The sequence below is a fragment of the Enterovirga rhinocerotis genome, from assembly GCF_004363955.1.
Classification (GTDB): Bacteria; Pseudomonadota; Alphaproteobacteria; order Rhizobiales; family Beijerinckiaceae; genus Enterovirga; species Enterovirga rhinocerotis.
On record NZ_SNZR01000011.1, the window covers coordinates 1,835,634 to 1,851,683 of the forward strand.

At 68.3% G+C, this 16,050-nt stretch carries 16 protein-coding genes and 2 riboswitches; of the genes, 3 read left to right on the forward strand and 13 right to left on the reverse strand.

Annotation, left to right across the window (positions count from 1 at the left end; genetic code table 11):
- Positions 1 to 2 precede the first annotated feature (2 nt).
- The 11 genes from EV668_RS09430 to gcvT all read right to left on the reverse strand — a co-directional run bounded on the left by EV668_RS09430 (position 3) and on the right by gcvT (position 11,020).
- The gene (locus EV668_RS09430; RefSeq protein ID WP_342636825.1) at positions 3 to 593 is read right to left on the reverse strand and encodes a L,D-transpeptidase; all 591 of its coding nucleotides are present in this window, start codon (positions 591 to 593) and stop codon (positions 3 to 5) included.
- A 285-nt stretch (positions 594 to 878) separates the two neighbouring features.
- On the reverse strand, positions 879 to 2,024 hold the full coding sequence (locus tag EV668_RS09435) for an epoxide hydrolase family protein (RefSeq protein ID WP_133769495.1): 1,146 nt from the start codon (positions 2,022 to 2,024) through the stop codon (positions 879 to 881).
- A gap of 155 nt (positions 2,025 to 2,179) precedes the next feature.
- Entirely contained in the window at positions 2,180 to 3,154 is a 975-nt protein-coding gene (locus EV668_RS09440) for a Bug family tripartite tricarboxylate transporter substrate binding protein (RefSeq protein WP_133769496.1), read from the reverse strand.
- A 166-nt stretch (positions 3,155 to 3,320) separates the two neighbouring features.
- Positions 3,321 to 4,076 carry an SDR family NAD(P)-dependent oxidoreductase gene (locus tag EV668_RS09445; RefSeq protein ID WP_133769497.1) on the reverse strand — a complete coding sequence of 252 codons (756 nt, stop codon included), beginning with the start codon at positions 4,074 to 4,076 and terminating at the stop codon, positions 3,321 to 3,323.
- A 28-nt stretch (positions 4,077 to 4,104) separates the two neighbouring features.
- Positions 4,105 to 4,905 carry an SDR family NAD(P)-dependent oxidoreductase gene (locus EV668_RS09450; RefSeq protein ID WP_133769498.1) on the reverse strand — a complete coding sequence of 267 codons (801 nt, stop codon included), beginning with the start codon at positions 4,903 to 4,905 and terminating at the stop codon, positions 4,105 to 4,107.
- 390 nt (positions 4,906 to 5,295) lie between these two features.
- Positions 5,296 to 7,077, reverse strand: coding sequence for an aminomethyl-transferring glycine dehydrogenase subunit GcvPB (gcvPB, locus tag EV668_RS25285; RefSeq protein ID WP_425359614.1), 1,782 nt, complete (start codon positions 7,075 to 7,077; stop codon positions 5,296 to 5,298).
- A 34-nt stretch (positions 7,078 to 7,111) separates the two neighbouring features.
- Entirely contained in the window at positions 7,112 to 7,570 is a 459-nt protein-coding gene (locus EV668_RS09465) for a hypothetical protein (protein ID WP_133769499.1), read from the reverse strand.
- A gap of 59 nt (positions 7,571 to 7,629) precedes the next feature.
- The gene (gene gcvPA / locus EV668_RS09470; protein WP_133769500.1) at positions 7,630 to 8,973 is read right to left on the reverse strand and encodes an aminomethyl-transferring glycine dehydrogenase subunit GcvPA; all 1,344 of its coding nucleotides are present in this window, start codon (positions 8,971 to 8,973) and stop codon (positions 7,630 to 7,632) included.
- A 9-nt stretch (positions 8,974 to 8,982) separates the two neighbouring features.
- Complete coding sequence (locus tag EV668_RS09475) at positions 8,983 to 9,459, reverse strand: OsmC family protein (RefSeq protein ID WP_133769501.1); 477 nt, start codon at positions 9,457 to 9,459, stop codon at positions 8,983 to 8,985.
- Positions 9,460 to 9,468: 9 nt separating this feature from the next.
- Positions 9,469 to 9,843, reverse strand: coding sequence for a glycine cleavage system protein GcvH (gene gcvH / locus EV668_RS09480; RefSeq protein ID WP_133769502.1), 375 nt, complete (start codon positions 9,841 to 9,843; stop codon positions 9,469 to 9,471).
- A gap of 37 nt (positions 9,844 to 9,880) precedes the next feature.
- Complete coding sequence (gene gcvT / locus EV668_RS09485; protein ID WP_133769503.1) at positions 9,881 to 11,020, reverse strand: glycine cleavage system aminomethyltransferase GcvT; 1,140 nt, start codon at positions 11,018 to 11,020, stop codon at positions 9,881 to 9,883.
- 70 nt (positions 11,021 to 11,090) lie between these two features.
- Positions 11,091 to 11,199: riboswitch (glycine riboswitch) on the reverse strand.
- 1 nt (position 11,200) lies between these two features.
- A riboswitch (glycine riboswitch) is annotated at positions 11,201 to 11,299 on the reverse strand.
- A gap of 136 nt (positions 11,300 to 11,435) precedes the next feature.
- On the opposite strand from gcvT, the gene EV668_RS09490 reads away from it, so the two are divergent.
- On the forward strand, positions 11,436 to 12,131 hold the full coding sequence (locus EV668_RS09490; protein ID WP_133769504.1) for a DsbA family protein: 696 nt from the start codon (positions 11,436 to 11,438) through the stop codon (positions 12,129 to 12,131).
- 18 nt (positions 12,132 to 12,149) lie between these two features.
- Here the strand turns inward: EV668_RS09490 and EV668_RS09495 are convergent, their stop codons facing one another.
- Positions 12,150 to 12,707, reverse strand: a complete 558-nt coding sequence (locus EV668_RS09495) for a hypothetical protein (RefSeq protein ID WP_133769505.1) — start codon at positions 12,705 to 12,707, stop codon at positions 12,150 to 12,152.
- 10 nt (positions 12,708 to 12,717) lie between these two features.
- Positions 12,718 to 13,266 (reverse strand): invasion associated locus B family protein, encoded by a 549-nt coding sequence (locus tag EV668_RS09500; RefSeq protein ID WP_133769506.1) that lies wholly within the window; start codon positions 13,264 to 13,266, stop codon positions 12,718 to 12,720.
- 273 nt (positions 13,267 to 13,539) lie between these two features.
- On the opposite strand from EV668_RS09500, the gene coxB reads away from it, so the two are divergent.
- Positions 13,540 to 14,382 carry a cytochrome c oxidase subunit II gene (coxB, locus tag EV668_RS09505; RefSeq protein ID WP_133770137.1) on the forward strand — a complete coding sequence of 281 codons (843 nt, stop codon included), beginning with the start codon at positions 13,540 to 13,542 and terminating at the stop codon, positions 14,380 to 14,382.
- 33 nt (positions 14,383 to 14,415) lie between these two features.
- On the forward strand, positions 14,416 to 16,047 hold the full coding sequence (ctaD, locus tag EV668_RS09510) for a cytochrome c oxidase subunit I (RefSeq protein ID WP_133769507.1): 1,632 nt from the start codon (positions 14,416 to 14,418) through the stop codon (positions 16,045 to 16,047).
- Positions 16,048 to 16,050: the final 3 nt, after the last annotated feature.

Below are 16,050 nucleotides of genomic sequence, written 5' to 3' on the forward strand. Positions count from 1 at the left end.
CGTCAGGCGGAGGTCGGCGCAGCGCCGCTTCGGCGGACGACGACGGTCGCCCCGACCTGGACGTTGTCGTAGAGCTCGAGCACGTCCTCGTTGAGCATGCGGATGCAGCCGGACGAGACCGAGGTGCCGATGGACCACGGCTCGTTCGTCCCGTGGATGCGGAACATCGTGTCCTGGCTTCCCCGGTACAGATAGAGCGCACGGGCGCCGAGGGGATTGGCGAGGCCGGGGCCGGCATGGCGCTGCATGGTGGGCCGCAGCCGGAGCATGTTCGCCGTCGGCGTCCAGCTCGGCCACTTGGCCTTGCGGCCGATCGTGCCCGTTCCGCGCAGGGTGTAGCCCTGCCGCCCGACCGCGACGCCGTAGCGGCGAGCCATCCCGCCCTCCTGCACGTGGTAGAGGCGCTTCTCGTCGACATCGACGACGATCGTGCCCGGCCGGTGCGCGCTGGAATAGGCGACCTCGGTCGGAGCGAGAGACGGATCCAGCAGGCTGCGATCGACCTTCGGGATCTCGTATTCGCCGTCGGGGATCGTGCCGGTGTACCAGCGCGCGTAATCCGCATCCGCCTGCTGGGCGGAGGTCAGCGTCAAGGGCTCCTGGCGAGCCGTCTGACAGGCCGCCACGGGGGCGCCGATCATCATGGCCAAAAGGGCGCGTCGAGTGGTCATCGCTGGGAAGGGCTGTTTTTCGGAAAGAGCGCTAAGTCTATCAAGAACGCGGCCAAAGTAGTGTGCCCTCCCGGCCACAACGGGGCGAGGCCATGGCAAAGTTGGGCCCTTCCAGGCTGCGATCCGATGTCACGGAGGGCAGCCATGTCGTCCAGGTATGGCTTGTAGCGGCCGTTATCCCCCTTCAGCGGCTCGTCCGCCCCGACCTCAAAGGGCCGAGACGAAGGCCCGCACGTCTTCGACGAGAAGATCGGGCTGCTCCAGCGCGGCGAAATGGCCGCCTTTCGGCATCACGGTCCAGCGGCGGATATCGGCGAACATCTCTTCCGCCAGCGATCGCGGCGGCCGGACCATCTCCTTCGGGAACTCGGCATAGGCCGTGGGCCGCATGACCTTCCCGCCGGGCGGAACGGGCCACTCGCTGTGCATGCGCGTGTAATAGGGCCAGAAGGACGAGCCGATCGCGCCGGTGAACCAATAGAGCGCGATGTTCGCCAGCATGTGGTCGCGGGGGATCGCATTCTCGATGACGCCCTCGCAATCCGACCAGGATCGGAACTTCTCCACGATCCAGGCGGCGAGGCCCGCCGGGGAGTCGGTCAGCGCGAAGGCGAGGGTCTGCGGCTTCGTGCCCTGGATCCACTGGTAGCCTGTCCCGTCCTTGAGCCAGGCGCCGAGATGATCGAAATGCGCCTTCTCCTCGGGCGTCGAGCCCTGGTTCGTCTTCCCGTCACGCGGCAAAGGCATGATGTTCAGGTGGATTCCCTCGACGTTGTCCGGATGCGCATAGGCCATCCGCGCCGCGGTGAAGCCGCCCCAGTCGCCGCCCTGGACGAGGAAGCGGCCATAGCCGAACGCCGCCATGACCTCGACGAGCCGGTCGGCGATCTCCTCGACCGAGAAACGCTTCTGCCCGGGCGCGAAGGAGAGGCCGTATCCCGGCAGCGAGGGCGCGACGACCGTGAAGGACAGGCTCGGGTCGAGCCCGAACCGGGCAGGGTCCGTGAGGCGCGGGATGAAGTTCAGGAACTCGAAGACCGAGCCCGGCCAGCCGTGGCACAGCAGCAGCGGGCGCGGGTTCGGCCCCTTCCCTTCGACATACAGGCAATGCACATCGACATCGTCGAGCTGCACCTTGAATTGCGGGAAGGCGTTGAGCCAGGCCTCCTCCCGGCGCCAGTCGAAGGCGTCGCGCCAATAGCGGACGAGTTCGCTCATGTAGCCGACTTCCGTGCCGTAGGCCCAGGGCTCGCCGGGGGTCTGGTCCGGCAGCCGCGTCAAGGCGAGGCGCTGGCGCAGATCGGCAAGCGCCTCGTCGGACACGTGAAGGGAGAACGGGCGTGGCTCCGCCATCGGACCTCCTCAGTGGCAGCATGTCATCCGGGACGAACATCGCTCGATCCGGCCGCGGAACACAAGCCCCGCGCGGATGTCGCGTCACCCTCGCCGGGAGGGACGATGACGCGACATGGTGGTGATGGGCCGCCGGCGGCGACTCAGGACGGTCGTCAGTCCAGCTTCGCGCCGGAGAATTCGACGACCTTCTTCCACTTCTCGGTCTCTTCGACGATCACCTTGCCGAAGCCCTCGGGCGAGAGCGGCATGGGGGTGCCGCCGAGATCCGCCAGCCTCTTGATCATGGCCGGGTCCTTGAGGATCTCGCTCACCTCCTTGTTCAGCCGCGCGATGATCTCGGGAGGCGTCTTCTTCGGCGCCGAGATCCCGAACCAGGCGCTGGCCTCGTAGCCCGGCACCGTATCCGCGACGGTCGGCACGTCGGGCAGGGCCGGCGAGCGCTCCGTCGTCGTCACGGCCAGCGCGCGCAGGCTGCCCGCGCGGACGTGCTCTATCGAGGACGGCAGATTGTCGAACAGCACATGCGCCTGGCCGGAGATCATGTCGGTCAGGGCGGGGCCGGCGCCGCGATAGGGCACGTGCACCATGTCGACGCCGGTCATGAACTTGAAGAGCTCGCCCGACATATGGACGGACGTGCCGAGGCCGGACGACGCCATGTTCACCTTGCCGGGATGGGCCTTGCAGTAGTCGATGAACTCCTGGACGGTCTTCACCGGAAGCTTGGGGTTGATCTCCATGATGTTCGGAGACCGCGTGATGCCGGCGACGGGCGCGAGATCGCGCACGAAGTTGAAGTTCAGCTTCTTGTAGAGCGTCGCGTTGATGCCGTTGGCCGGGTTGGTGAGGTGGATCGTGTAGCCGTCTGGCTCGGCATTGATCACGGCCTCGGTGCCGATGTTGTTGCCGGCGCCCGGGCGGTTCTCGATATAGACCTGCTGCCCGAGGCGGCGGCTCAGCGGCTCCGCGACCAGGCGCGCGAGCACGTCCGTCGTGCCGCCCGGCGGATAGGGCACGATCCATTTCACCGGACGGATCGGATAGGTGTTGGCGAAGGCGCTGCGCGGCGCGAGGATCGCCGCAGCCCCGGCGCCGAGCGCCAAACGACGGGTCCAACCCACTTGCATCGATGTTCCTCCCTGCATCGCCGTTCGGGAGGCCCGCGGGATGCTTATTGTCGGCGCATTGGGAGGCCGCGCGGCGGCAACCCGCCTCGACGTTACCGGCAATCGGCCGCAACGTCATGAGAGGAGGCGGGCATCCGCCCCCCTCCTTTCGACGAATGCCGGGCCGTCAGCTCTGCGCCGCGTACCCGCCATCGACCGGGATCGCCGTGCCGGTCACGTAATCCGACGCCTCGCTCGCGAGGAACACGGCGATGCCGGCGAGGTCATCGCCCCGTCCCCAGCGCTTGGCGGGCGTGCGCTTCAGAACATGCTCGTTCAGGCCGTCGACCTGGGCGCGCGCGCCGACCGCGAGATCGGTGTCGATCCAGCCCGGCAGGACGCAATTGACCTGGATGCCGTCCGCCGCCCAGGCGGTGGCGAGGGATTTCGTGAGCTGCATGATGCCGCCCTTGCTCGCCCCATAGGCCGCCCCGAACGGAGCCCCGAAGAGCGACAGCATCGAGCCGATGGTGACGATCTTGCCCCCGCCCGCCTTCTGCATGTGCGGATAGACGGCCTGGCAGCAGAAGAAGGCGCCGGACAGGTTGATGTCGAGGAGGCCGCGCCAATCCTCTTCCGTCAGCGCCTCGGGGCGCTTGCGGTTGGCGATGCCGGCATTGGCGATGAGGATGTCGACGCGTCCGGCCTTCCGCGCCACCTCCTCGACCATGGCGAAACAGGCATCGCGGTCCGAGACCTCCGCCTCGACGAAGAAGGCGTGCGGGCCGAGTTCCTTCAGCGCGGCCTCGGCCTTCGCCGCGTTGCGGCCCGTGATCGCGACGCGGGCGCCCGCCTCGGCGAGGCCTTTCGCCATGCCGAGGCCGATCCCGCCATTGCCTCCGGTGACGATGGCGACGCGGCCGGTGAGATCGAAGAGCTTCATGCGGCCTCCTTCAAGCGATGCGAGCGGCTCACGCGATCGTGACCACGTCGTCGAGATTGCCGGGGAAGGCGTCGCTCGGCGCGCCCCAGGCGCAGTAGCCGCCATCCACCGGCATGGTGATGGTCGTGATGAAGCGCGCCCGGTCCGAGCACAGGAAGACCATGGCCTCGGCGATGTCCTCCGGCCGGCCCATCTTGCCCATCGGCGTGCGCTTGCGGATGGCGTTCACGTCGAGCTTGCCCTCCTTCATCAGCCCGTCGGTGAGGGGCGTCAGGATGTAGCCGGGCGCGACGGCGTTCACGCGGATGTTGTGCGGCCCCCATTCGCAGCCGAGCACGCGGGTCAGCATGCTGATCCCCGCCTTGGCCGCGCTGTAGGCCGTGCGGACGGGCAGGCCCATCACGCCGGCGATGGAGGAGACGTTCGCCATCGCGCCCCCGCCCTGGCGGATCATGTGCGGGGCGACCGTCTTCGAGACGAGGTAGGTCCCGGTCAGATGGATGTCGATCAGGCGCTGCCAATGCGCGAGCGGCTGGTCGATGGTCGGGGCGAAGCTGTCGGGCACGCCGGCATTGTTGACCAGGATGTCGATGCGTCCGAACCGGTCGATCACCGACCGGACCATCGCCTCGACATCGGCCTCCTTCGAGACGTCGCCGCCCACGGCGCCGTGATCCGGCCCAAGCGTGGCGGCCGCCTCTCTCGCCGTCTCCTCGCGGAGGTCGTTGATGACGACCTTCGCGCCCTCGCGGGCGAAGGCTCGCGCCGTCGCGAGCCCGAGCCCCGATCCGGCACCGGTGATGAGCGCGATCCTGCCCTCGAGTTCCATGCCCGTCGCTTCCTTCCTTGGGGTCCGTCCCGATCGTGACGCCGGGATGCCGCCTCTCCTGTCGCAGGAGACGGGATGCGCGGCAATGGCCCGTTCGGCTCTGCCGGCAGGGCTTGTCATGACGGCGGACTTGGATGGGCGTGGCGGTGATGGCGCACCACCCCTCCCCCTTGCGGGGAGGGCCGAGTCGAAGCGAAGCTTCGAACCGGGGTGGGGGCGTGCCGCCTACCCCAACGTCGGGGAGGTGGAGCGCCCCCCATCCGGCCCTCCGCTTCGCTCGGGACCACCTTCCCCACGAGGGGGAAGGAAGTCGCGAAGCGTCACGCCAACCGCAGGCGATGGCCCTCCCCCTCCAGGGGAGGGTTGGAGTTGAGCCGGCCCGTCCCGGGGCTATTCCGCCGCCTGGGCGGCCACCGGTGCCGGCGGCGTCCAGCGCAGAACCGGCTTCCGCGCCGCGCCCGTCTCGTCGAGGCGGCGGCGGGGGGCATGGAACGGGGCTCCCTTGAAGCGCTCGGTCTGCTTGGCCTTGGCCGCCATGGCGAGATCGCGCATCGCGGCGATGAAGAGGTCGAGCGAGGCCTTCGATTCCGATTCCGTCGGCTCGATCAGCATCGCGCCGTGGACGACGAGCGGGAAATACATCGTCATCGGGTGGTAGCCCTCGTCGATCATCGCCTTGGCGAAATCGAGGGTCGTGACGCCCGTATCGGCCAGCCACGTATCGTCGAACAGCACCTCGTGCATGCAGGGCTTGTCGCCGAAGGGGAGCGACATCAGGTCCGACAGCGAGGCGCGGATGTAGTTCGCGCCGAGGACGGCGTCCTCCGAAGCCTGCCGCATCCCGTCCGCCCCGTGCGAGAGCATGTAGGCGAGCGCCCGCACGAACATCCCCATCTGGCCATGGAAGGCGACCATGCGGCCGAAGGGCTGCGCATCCTCATCATACCAGGCAGCATCCTCGATCAAATCTAGGGATGAATGCCTGACGACGAGCGGCGATGGATCTCCCGTCACCTCGATACCAGCGGCGCGCAGTTCGGCCACCGCTGCATCCCAACCGTCCTTCGAGAAAAGTTCGGGCTTCCGAAGCGCCAAAACTTCGTCCGAAGTGACGGTCCCCCGGCCGCGCGCTGCTTCGACGAGTGCTGAAACCGACGCCGGACCAGCGTCCTTGTAGCTCACTTCCTCCACGTCCACGACGAACGGCACCGGCGCATAGGGCGCGAGCCGCTCGGACAGGACGACCGGCCCCGCGCCCGGCCCCCCTCCCCCATGCGGGGTCGAGAAGGTCTTGTGCAGGTTGATATGCATGGCGTCGACGCCGAGATCGCCCGGCCGGACCTTGCCGACGATGGCGTTGAAATTGGCGCCGTCGCAATAGAAGTAGCCGCCGCATTCATGCAGCGCGTCCGCGATCATCTTCGCCCGCGGCTCGAACAGGCCGCAGGTGTTCGGGTTCGTCAGCATGATGGCCGCGATGTCGGGGCCGAGGAGCGGGCGCACATCCGCGATATGGACCCAGCCGTCGTCGCGCGCCGGAACCGACCTCACCTTGAAGCCGATCAGCGCGGCGGTCGCCGGATTGGTGCCGTGGGCGGATTCGGGCACGAGGACGACGTTGCGGGTCTCGGCCTCGCCGCGCGCGGCGATGGCCGCCTTGATGGCCATCAGGCCGCAGAGTTCGCCATGCGCGCCTGCCTTCGGCTGGAGGGCCACGGCCGGCATGCCGGTGAGTTCGGTCAGGTAGCGCGAGAGCTCCGCCATGAGTTCCAGCGCGCCCTGGACCGTCGAGACCGGCTGGAGCGGGTGGACGTCGCCGAAGCCCGGCAGCCGCGCCATCTTCTCGTTCAGCCGCGCATTGTGCTTCATCGTGCAGGAGCCGAGCGGGAACAGGCCGGTATCGATGCCGTAATTCTGCTGGCTGAGCCGGACGTAATGGCGCATCGTCTCGGGCTCGGAGAGGCCCGGCAGCCCGATCGGCACCGTCCGCTCCAGCCCGCCGAGACGCGGCGTGAAGGCTTCGGGCTCGTCGAGATCGACGCCCGTGACATCGGCGCGTCCGATCTCGAAGAGGAGCGGCTCCTCCTGTGCGAGCGCGCGGTTGCCGGTGAAGGTCGGGTGCTCGGCAAGGACCGAGCCTTCGGTGGAGGACGGGCGTCCCTGGCGGTTCATCATGAAGGTGGCTCCTGCTCGGCTCGTCGCGTCCTCAGCCCGGCTGGGCGAGGCAGTCGCGCTGAGCCTTCGCGGCTTCGGGGAAATCGGTGAGATCGAAGGTGATCGTTCCGCCCTCGACCTCGAGGGAGGCGGATCGTCCGGCCTCCATGGCCGCGACGGGAGCGGGATCTGAATTCGCGGCGACCGGCAGCACCAGCGTATCGGGAAGGGCGGAGACGGCCTTGCCGCTCCATTCCGCGCCCCCGGCGATGCTCAGCCGGACATCGTAGGCGGCGCGCGGCGTCCAGGCCCAGGCCGGGTTCCGGATGCCGAAATAGCCCTCGCCCGATTTCAGGGCCTGGTAGCCGAGCGTGCGCCCGGCCTGTGCCGTCTCGACGGTGCAATAGGCGCCCATCCGCCCCTTGCCCCATTTCAGCACCCACGACCCGACCTGCCGCTGTTGGACGGGCTGGGCCTCGGCCGGGAGCACGAACGACAGAACGACCGCCACGGCAATCGCCAGCGCACCAACCCTCCCCGCGGTAGCGGTGGGGAGGTGCCGGCGCAGGGTCACGCCAGCGCTCCCGTCAGCGCCGTCACGAGCGCGGCGCGGTCCTCGTCGGTGTTGACCTCGGTCGAGGCGACGATGAGGAGGTCGTCGAGGCCTTGCCCCGGATAGAGGCGCGAGGCCGGAACGCCCGCGAGGATGCCCTGCCCCGCCAGCGTCTCGACCACGCCCGCGGCGGGTTTCGGCAGGCGCAGCGTGATCTCGTTGAAGAAGGCCTTCGTCATGACCTCGACGCCCGGCACGGCGGCGAGCGCATCGGCGAGCTTGATGGCGGCGGCGTGGTTGATCCGGGCGAGGCGGGACAGTCCGGCCTCTCCGAGAAGGCTCATGTGAATCGTGAAGGCGAGGCAGCAAAGCCCCGAATTCGTGCAGATATTCGATGTCGCCTTGTCGCGGCGGATATGCTGCTCTCGGGTCGAGAGCGTCAGCACGAAGCCGCGCCGGCCCTCGGCGTCGACGGTCTCACCGCACAACCGGCCGGGCATCTGGCGGATGTATTTCTGGCGCGTCGCGAAAAGCCCGACATAGGGGCCGCCGAACGAGAGCGGCACGCCGATCGACTGGCCCTCGCCGACGACGATGTCCGCCCCCTGGGCACCGGGCGATTCGACGAGGCCGAGGGAGACCGCCTCGGTGAAGACCGCGATCAGCAGCGCGCCATGCTTCTGCGCCGCCGCCGCGATGGGGCGGAGGTCGCGCAGATTGCCGAAGACGTCGGGGCTCTGGACGACGACGCAGGAGGTCTCGTCGTCGATCCGGGCGATGATGTCCTCGGAGGCCGTCACGTCCGGCGGCAGCGAGACGACCTCGTCGCCCGCCATCTGCGTCGTGGTGCGCACGACCTCCGCGTAATGCGCGTGCAGGCCGCCCGACAGCACGGCCTTGCGCCGGCGCGTCACGCGATGCGCCATCAGGACGGCTTCGGCGGTGCCGGTCGAGCCGTCATACATGGACGCGTTCGCCACCTCCATGCCGGTGAGAGCCGCGACCTGGGTCTGGAACTCGAACAGATATTGCAGCGTGCCCTGCGCGATCTCGGGCTGGTAGGGCGTGTAGCTCGTCAGGAACTCCGAGCGCTGGATGACGTGGTCCACGGTCGCGGGGATGTGGTGCTTGTAGGCACCGGCCCCGACGAAGAAGGGCACCGAGGACGCGGCGACGTTCCGCGCCGCCATGCGGCCGAGGATGCGCTCGACCTCCATCTCGCCCTTCCGCCGGGGCAGGTCGGGCAAGTCGCGAAGGAGCGCGCCATCCGGCACGTCGGCGAAGAGCGCATCGATCTCGGCGACGCCGATCCGCGCGAGCATCGAGGCCCGATCGGCCTCCGTCAGGGGAAGATAGCGCATGGTTCGGCCTCAGAAGGTTCTCGGCTCGATCACGATCTCGGCCCTCACCGAATTCGCGATGTAGCAATGGTCGTGGGCGGCGTGGTGCAGCGCCTCGATCGCGGGGGCGTCGGGCTGCGACTCGCCGGAAAAGGCGACGGCCGGCGCGAGCGTCACGCGGCTCAGGTGGAGCCGGCCGGATTCGTTCGGGGCCATCGTGCCGGACGCGTCGTCGCGATAGCGGTCGACGACGTAGCCGGCCTTGGCCGCGAAGCTCAGGAAGAAGAGCATGTGGCAGCTCGACAGGGCCGCGACGAGCGCCTCCTCGGGATCGACGGCATCCTCGCGCGAATACGGCACGCGCACCGAGGAGGGCGCCGACGAGGCCGGCACCGAGACGCCGCCGTCGAAGGTCCAGAGGTGGCCCCGGCCGTAGCGGTTGTCGGTGAAGGCCTCGCCCTCACCCCGCCGCCATTCGACCGCGGCCGTATAGACATGCTCGACCAAGCGCCCGCCTCAGCTGATCGAGGCGATGAACTCGGCATAGGCCTCCTCGGTCATGAGGCCGTCGAGCTCTGCGGGATCGGTGATCTGGAGCCGGAGGAACCAGCCCTTCCCGGCCGAATCCTCGTTGACGAGGGCCGGCGCGCCTTCGAGCTCGGAATTGGTGGCGGTGACGGTGCCGGAGACGGGCGCGAAGACCTCGCTCGCCGCCTTCACGCTCTCGACCACCGCCGCCTCGTCGCCCTTGTTCAGGACGCGGCCGATCGCGGGCAGCTCGACATAGACGACGTCGCCGAGCTGGGCCTGGGCGTAATCGGAGATGCCGACCGTGCCGGTATCGCCCTCGACGCGGATGTACTCGTGGTCCTTGGTGTAGCGGACGGTCATGGAAAGCTCCTGTGGCGGCGGCTGAGGGCGGGAGCCGTCAGCGTTTGTAGCGATGGGGCGTGAAGGGCATCGGCACGACCGTGCCGGCAATGGTGCGGCCGCGCAGGCTGACGCCGAGCGCCGTGCCGGGGGCAGCGAAGTCGGAGACGACGTAGCCCATCGCGATGGGTGCGCCGACCGTCGGCGCGAAGCCGCCCGAGGTCACCTTGCCGATGAGCTCGCCGGCCGAATCGACGATCTCGGCATGCTCGCGGGCCGGGGCCCTGCCCTCGATGCGCAGACCGACGCGGCGACGGATCGGACCCTCCGCGAGCTCGCCTGCGATGCGGAGCTGGCCCGGGAAGCCGCCCTCGATCCGGCGCCGCTTCTGGATCGACCAGGCGAGGCCGGCCTCGATCGGCGAGGTCTCCTGATTGATGTCGTGCCCGTAGAGCGGCAGGCCGGCCTCGAGCCGGAGCGAATCGCGCGCGCCGAGCCCGACCGGCTTGACGCGTTCGTCCGCTGTGAGCTTCGCCCAGAGATCCGCGGCGGCCGAGGCGGGGACGGAGATCTCGTAGCCGTCCTCGCCCGTATAGCCGGAGCGGCTCGTATGGGTCGCGATGCCGCCGATCTCGAGAGGACGCACCGACATGAAGGTCATCGCCGCGCAATCCGGGGCGAGGCCGGAGAGGACCGCCACGGCGTCTGGCCCCTGAAGGGCCAGCAGCGCGTGATCGTCCATGCGCCGAAGCTCGATCCCCTCGGGCAGCGACGCCTCGATGAGGCGGTAATCGGCCTCCTTCGTGCCGGCATTGACGACGAGCAGGATCTCGCCGCCCCGCGCCGGATCGGACGGCCGCACGACCATGAGGTCGTCCACGATGCCGCCTTCCTCGTTGAGGAGCTGCGTGTAGCGCTGCTGGCCGGGCTTCAGCCCGAGGATGTCGGCCGGAACCAGCGCCTCGAGCGCACGGGCGGTCGTCTCGAAATCGGGACCGGCGAGGACGCATTGCCCCATATGCGAGACGTCGAAGAGACCCGCATGCTCGCGGGTCCAGGCATGCTCCGCCAGGATGCCGGTCGGATACTGGACCGGCATGGCATAGCCGGCGAAGGGCACCATCCGCGCGCCCAGGGACTGGTGCAGGGACGCGAGCGGCGTCTCCAGCAGGGGTCCGTCGTGATGATCGTCGGCCATGCGCTCTCCGGAACAGGATGTCGCGACGAGGCTGCGGCCGCGATCGCTCGCAGCCCTGCACCGTCACGCCCCCTCTGTCCCGGGACCTGAGAGATTTCCCCGCGGCACGTGCCGCGAGTTACCCCCGTCGGTGGATGACGCCCTCCGAGATCCGGGGGTCGCCATCGCTTTCCAGAGTGCCAGCTCCTCGCGGTCCTGATGCCTGAGCGTTTCCGGGGCGGTTGCGCCTTCGGCGTCGACGAAGGCGAGCCTTCGGCCGAACTCTCCCGCGAGGATCGACGGCCCGTCAGTCTTAGGGAGGCACGGCACGACCTGTCAACGCGTCCCGACCTCGCCCCAGACGCTCGCCTCCATTCCGCCTCCGCACGGTGCGATCGGGCACGGACGCGTCCGCGAGGGCATGGAACGAGGCACCATGATCGATCGAAGACGGGCTCTCCTGATCGCCGCCGCAGCGGCCGTGCCGGCGTCGGTGCGTGCCGCGAGCACCGCGGGATCGGCGGCCAATCAGTGGTTCGCGGTCCGCGGCGACGAGGGCCAGCCCGTGCCGAACACCCGGGCACCGACAGAGCTCGTCGAGGATGTCGAGGACCTGCCGGGCGCCATCTGGGCCGGGCCGAAGGGCGCGGCGGTGCAGCTCGTGGAGTTCTACGACTACAATTGCCCCTGGTGCCGGGCGGCGGACGATGCCCGCGACGCTCTGCAGCGCACACGCGGCGACCTGCGGGTCGGGCTCGTCGGCAACCCCATCCTGTCGCCCGCCTCCGCACAGGCGACGAAGGTCGATCTCGCCGTGCTCAAGCGCCATGGCGCCGCCGCGTCCTACGCGCTCCACAAGAGATTGTTCGCCCTCAAGGGCCGGATCGACGGGCCGCGTGCCCTCGAGACCGCGGCGGAACTCGGCCACGACCGCGCCGAGATCGAGCGCATCGCCGATTCGGACGAGATCGGCACCATGCTGCGCCGTCAGATGAGCCTCGCCGCCTCGCTCGGCATCAGCGCGACGCCGTCCTATGTCGTCGGCGGCGCCGTCGTCCTCGGCTATCCGGGACCGAAGAGCCTGGCACGGATGGTCGCGGATGCGGCGACCTGCGGCACGATCGCCTGCTGATCGCCAGGATCGGGACGGTCAGCGGCGGCGAGCGCCGCCCCCACCGCCGAGACCGACCTCGATATCGAATTCTCCGGTCCGAGGCGGGACCACGAGCCCGCCCTCGACCACCTGGAACATCGCCTGGGCCTGACCGGCCGGGATCACCACGGACGCGTTCTGCACGCGCGTCGCGACCACCGAGTCGCCCCTGACGATTCGGAACGTCACGGGCACGCTGAAGCGGCCGGAGCCGCCGCTCGGCCCCAGCAGTGCGAGCCCCTCCACCCCGACCCGGACCAGAATCGAACGGTCGTCACGCTCGAGGCATTCGCGGGCGATGTTCGAGATCGAGACCTGCGAGCCGCCATGGCTGATGGACGAGCGGCCGTCCGAGACGAGCACCTGGGGGCAGTACGACGAGGGGACCGGCCCCTCGCCCGATGCCGGCTGGGTCGCGGCGGAGCCGGCACCGGTCAGGCCACCGAGAGCCGAACCCGCGCCCTCCACGACGCCGCAGGCGCCGGCGGCAAGGGCGAGGACGACCGCACCCGCGAGATTCCTGGAGGGGGCGAGGAAAGCAACAACCGGACGCATCTGTCTCACCTCACGGAAGCGCATCGTAGCCGGGTCCGAACCCTTCGAGGGAGACGGGAATGCCGATTCCCTCCTCGGGGGTCTGATAGACGATGAAGGTCGCCTGCTTGCCGGCCTTGAGCTGCGTGACCAGGTTGTCGTCCATCGCCACCTCGGCGACGCAGCCCGTGGTCAGGCAGCGCACGAAGCCCGAGCGGCCGACATCGGCCGAATCGATCTTGAGGCCGAGCCCCGCAGGAAGAAGGACGCCCAGAGGCGCCACCGCCCGAAGGAGGCGGCCCTTGCCGTCGGCCGTCTTCAACACGATCACCAGCAGCGTCACGTTGGGCCGGTCATCGGCCGCGACGTTCTGCACCAGCGCGCATTGCTCGCTCTGGGCACCGGCGGGCGTCTCGCAGCGCAGCTGCCAGTCACCAAAGGTGTTCTTGACCACGCCCTGCGCCCGGGCCGCGTGCGATCCGGCGGCGATCCCGCCGAAGGCCAGTGCCGTTGCGCAGACGACCGCAGCAGCCGTCCGCCGAAGACCGGAATTCCGGCGTCGTCCACGTTCTGAAATCATCACCTCTCCCGTCCTGAACGACGGTTGGCCGAGGGCCGCGACCGACCACGCACCATCCGGAGTGTCAAGCGAGCCACCGACGGCAAGCAGCGCAAATGACGCATAATCACCCGAACGCGGCGCGATTGCGTCCCGTCCGACGTTGTGGTCTTAGGACATTCTAACCTAGAGACGCCGCATGTCGGCCTCTCCCCCCCTTCGCGCATCGCGAATGGGACGGAATCGGGGCCGGATGTCGAGAGGGTGCTGGTGGTGAACGTGTCTGCGCGGGCGATGGCGATCCGGCTCTGTGCCGTCGGTTTGGTGATATGGGCGGGAGCGGCCGCCGCGGCCGGAACGGGGGCACCCGAGCCCTGGCAGATCGCGATGCAGACCCCCGTGACCGAGGTCGCTCGCGACATCCATTGGTTCCACACCCTTCTGATGTGGATCATCACGATCATCACGGTCTTCGTGGCCGGGCTCCTCGGCTATTGCATCTGGCGCTTCAACGAGAAGACCAATCCGACGCCCTCGAAGACGTCTCACAACACCACGATCGAGGTCCTCTGGACCGTCGTGCCGGTCCTGATCCTGGTGATGATCGCGGTCCCCTCCTTCCGGCTCCTGCGCAAGCAGCTGATCATTCCGCCGGCCGACATCACCATCAAGACGACCGGCCATTCCTGGTACTGGGAATACGAGTATGCCGGCGACAAGGACGGCAAGGGCGGCTTCAAGTTCGATGCCAACCTCGTCGAGGAGAAGGATCTGAAGCCCGGCCAGCTCAGGCTGCTCGCGACCGACAACGACGTCGTCGTCCCCGTGAACAAGATTGTGCGTCTCCAGGTGACAGCCGCCGACGTCATCCACGCCTTCGCCGTGCCGTCCTTCGGCATCAAGATCGACGCGATGCCGGGCCGCATGAACGAAACCTGGTTCAAGGCCGAGCGCGAGGGCGTCTACCACGGACAGTGCTCCGAGCTCTGCGGGCAGAGGCACGCCTACATGCCCATCACCGTCAAGGTCGTCAGCGAAGCCGCCTACGCCGCGTGGCTCGCCGAAGCCCAGAAGAAATTCGCGTCGACCGACGCGCCGGCCGGGGCCAGCCGCCTCGCCGACGCAGCGGTCCGATAACGCAATCGATCAGGAGGACCGAAGGGTCTCGCCATGGCACACGCAGCCGACACCCACGCCGATCATGCTCATGATCACGACCACCACACGCCGACCGGCTGGCGCCGGTGGCTGCTGTCGACCAATCACAAGGACATCGGCACGCTCTATCTGATCTTCGCGTTCATCGCCGGCCTCGTCGGCGGTGGCCTGTCGATCGCGATGCGGCTCGAGCTGCAGGATCCGGGCCTGCAGTATTTCTCCAATCCGCAGCTCTTCAACGTCTTCGTGACGGGCCACGGCCTGATCATGGTGTTCTTCCTGGTCATGCCGGCCCTGATCGGCGGCTTCGGGAACTGGTTCGTCCCCCTCATGATCGGCGCGCCTGACATGGCGTTCCCGCGCATGAACAACATCTCGTTCTGGCTGACGGTCTCGGCCTTCTGCCTTCTGATCCTCTCGCTGTTCTTCGAGGGCGCTCCGGGCGTGAAGGGCTTCGGCGGCGGCTGGACGGTGTATCCGCCCCTCTCCGTCTCCGGCCATCCGGGACCCGCCCTCGATTTCGGCATCCTGTCGCTGCACCTCGCCGGCGCAGCCTCGATCCTGGGCGCGATCAACTTCATCACGACCATCCTGAACATGCGCGCGCCGGGCATGACGCTGCACAAGATGCCGCTCTTCGCCTGGTCGATCCTCGTGACCGCGTTCCTGCTGCTGCTGTCGCTGCCCGTGCTCGCCGGCGCGATCACGATGCTGCTGACGGACCGCAACTTCGGCACGACGTTCTTCGATCCGGCCGGCGGCGGCGACCCGATCCTGTACCAGCACCTGTTCTGGTTCTTCGGCCACCCCGAAGTCTACATCATGATCCTGCCGGCCTTCGGCATCGTCTCGCACATCATCTCGACCTTCTCGAAGAAGCCGATCTTCGGCTATCTCGGCATGGCCTACGCGATGGTGGCGATCGGCGTCGTCGGCTTCGTGGTCTGGGCTCACCACATGTACACGGTCGGGCTCTCGCTCCAGACCCAGGCCTATTTCGTCTTCGCGACGATGGTCATCGCGGTCCCGACGGGCGTGAAGATCTTCTCCTGGATCGCGACGATGTGGGGCGGCTCGATCCGCTTCTCCGCCGCCATGCACTGGGCGATCGGCTTCATCTTCCTGTTCACGGTCGGCGGCGTCACCGGCGTCGTGCTCGCGAATGCCGGCGTCGACCGCTACATGCACGACACCTATTACGTGGTCGCGCACTTCCACTACGTGCTGTCGCTCGGCGCGGTCTTCATGATCTTCGGCGGCATCTACTACTGGTTCCCGAAGATGAGCGGCCGGATCATCCCCGAATGGATCGGCATCCTCCACTTCTGGATCGCCTTCATCGGTGCGAACATCCTGTTCTTCCCGATGCACTTCCTCGGCCTCGCCGGCATGCCGCGTCGTTATGCGGACTATCCGGACGCCTTCGCCGGGTGGAACAAGGTCGCCTCGTTCGGCTCGTACATCTTCGCCGTCGGCATTCTCGTCTTCCTCTACGGCGTCTGGAAAGCCTTCCAGAACAAGGAGCAGGCCGCGAACAGCCCGTGGGGCGAGGGTGCGACGACGCTCGAATGGACGCTGACCTCTCCGCCGCCGTTCCACCAGTACGAGACGCTTCCGGTCATCGCCGACACGGACCACCACTGACCA

Bases quoted from the DNA above. Each gene is read 5' to 3' on its own strand.
- EV668_RS09435 (WP_133769495.1), bottom strand. From the start codon at position 2,024: ATGGCGGAGCCACGCCCGTTCTCCCTTCACGTGTCCGACGAGGCGCTT.
- EV668_RS09440 (WP_133769496.1), bottom strand. From the start codon at position 3,154: ATGCAAGTGGGTTGGACCCGTCGTTTGGCGCTCGGCGCCGGGGCTGCG.
- EV668_RS09445 (WP_133769497.1), bottom strand. From the start codon at position 4,076: ATGAAGCTCTTCGATCTCACCGGCCGCGTCGCCATCGTCACCGGAGGC.
- EV668_RS09450 (WP_133769498.1), bottom strand. From the start codon at position 4,905: ATGGAACTCGAGGGCAGGATCGCGCTCATCACCGGTGCCGGATCGGGG.
- gcvPB (WP_425359614.1), bottom strand. From the start codon at position 7,077: ATGAACCGCCAGGGACGCCCGTCCTCCACCGAAGGCTCGGTCCTTGCC.
- gcvPA (WP_133769500.1), bottom strand. From the start codon at position 8,973: ATGCGCTATCTTCCCCTGACGGAGGCCGATCGGGCCTCGATGCTCGCG.
- gcvH (WP_133769502.1), bottom strand. From the start codon at position 9,843: ATGACCGTCCGCTACACCAAGGACCACGAGTACATCCGCGTCGAGGGC.
- gcvT (WP_133769503.1), bottom strand. From the start codon at position 11,020: ATGGCCGACGATCATCACGACGGACCCCTGCTGGAGACGCCGCTCGCG.
- EV668_RS09490 (WP_133769504.1), top strand. From the start codon at position 11,436: ATGATCGATCGAAGACGGGCTCTCCTGATCGCCGCCGCAGCGGCCGTG.
- EV668_RS09495 (WP_133769505.1), bottom strand. From the start codon at position 12,707: ATGCGTCCGGTTGTTGCTTTCCTCGCCCCCTCCAGGAATCTCGCGGGT.
- EV668_RS09500 (WP_133769506.1), bottom strand. From the start codon at position 13,266: ATGATTTCAGAACGTGGACGACGCCGGAATTCCGGTCTTCGGCGGACG.
- coxB (WP_133770137.1), top strand. From the start codon at position 13,540: ATGGCGATCCGGCTCTGTGCCGTCGGTTTGGTGATATGGGCGGGAGCG.
- ctaD (WP_133769507.1), top strand. From the start codon at position 14,416: ATGGCACACGCAGCCGACACCCACGCCGATCATGCTCATGATCACGAC.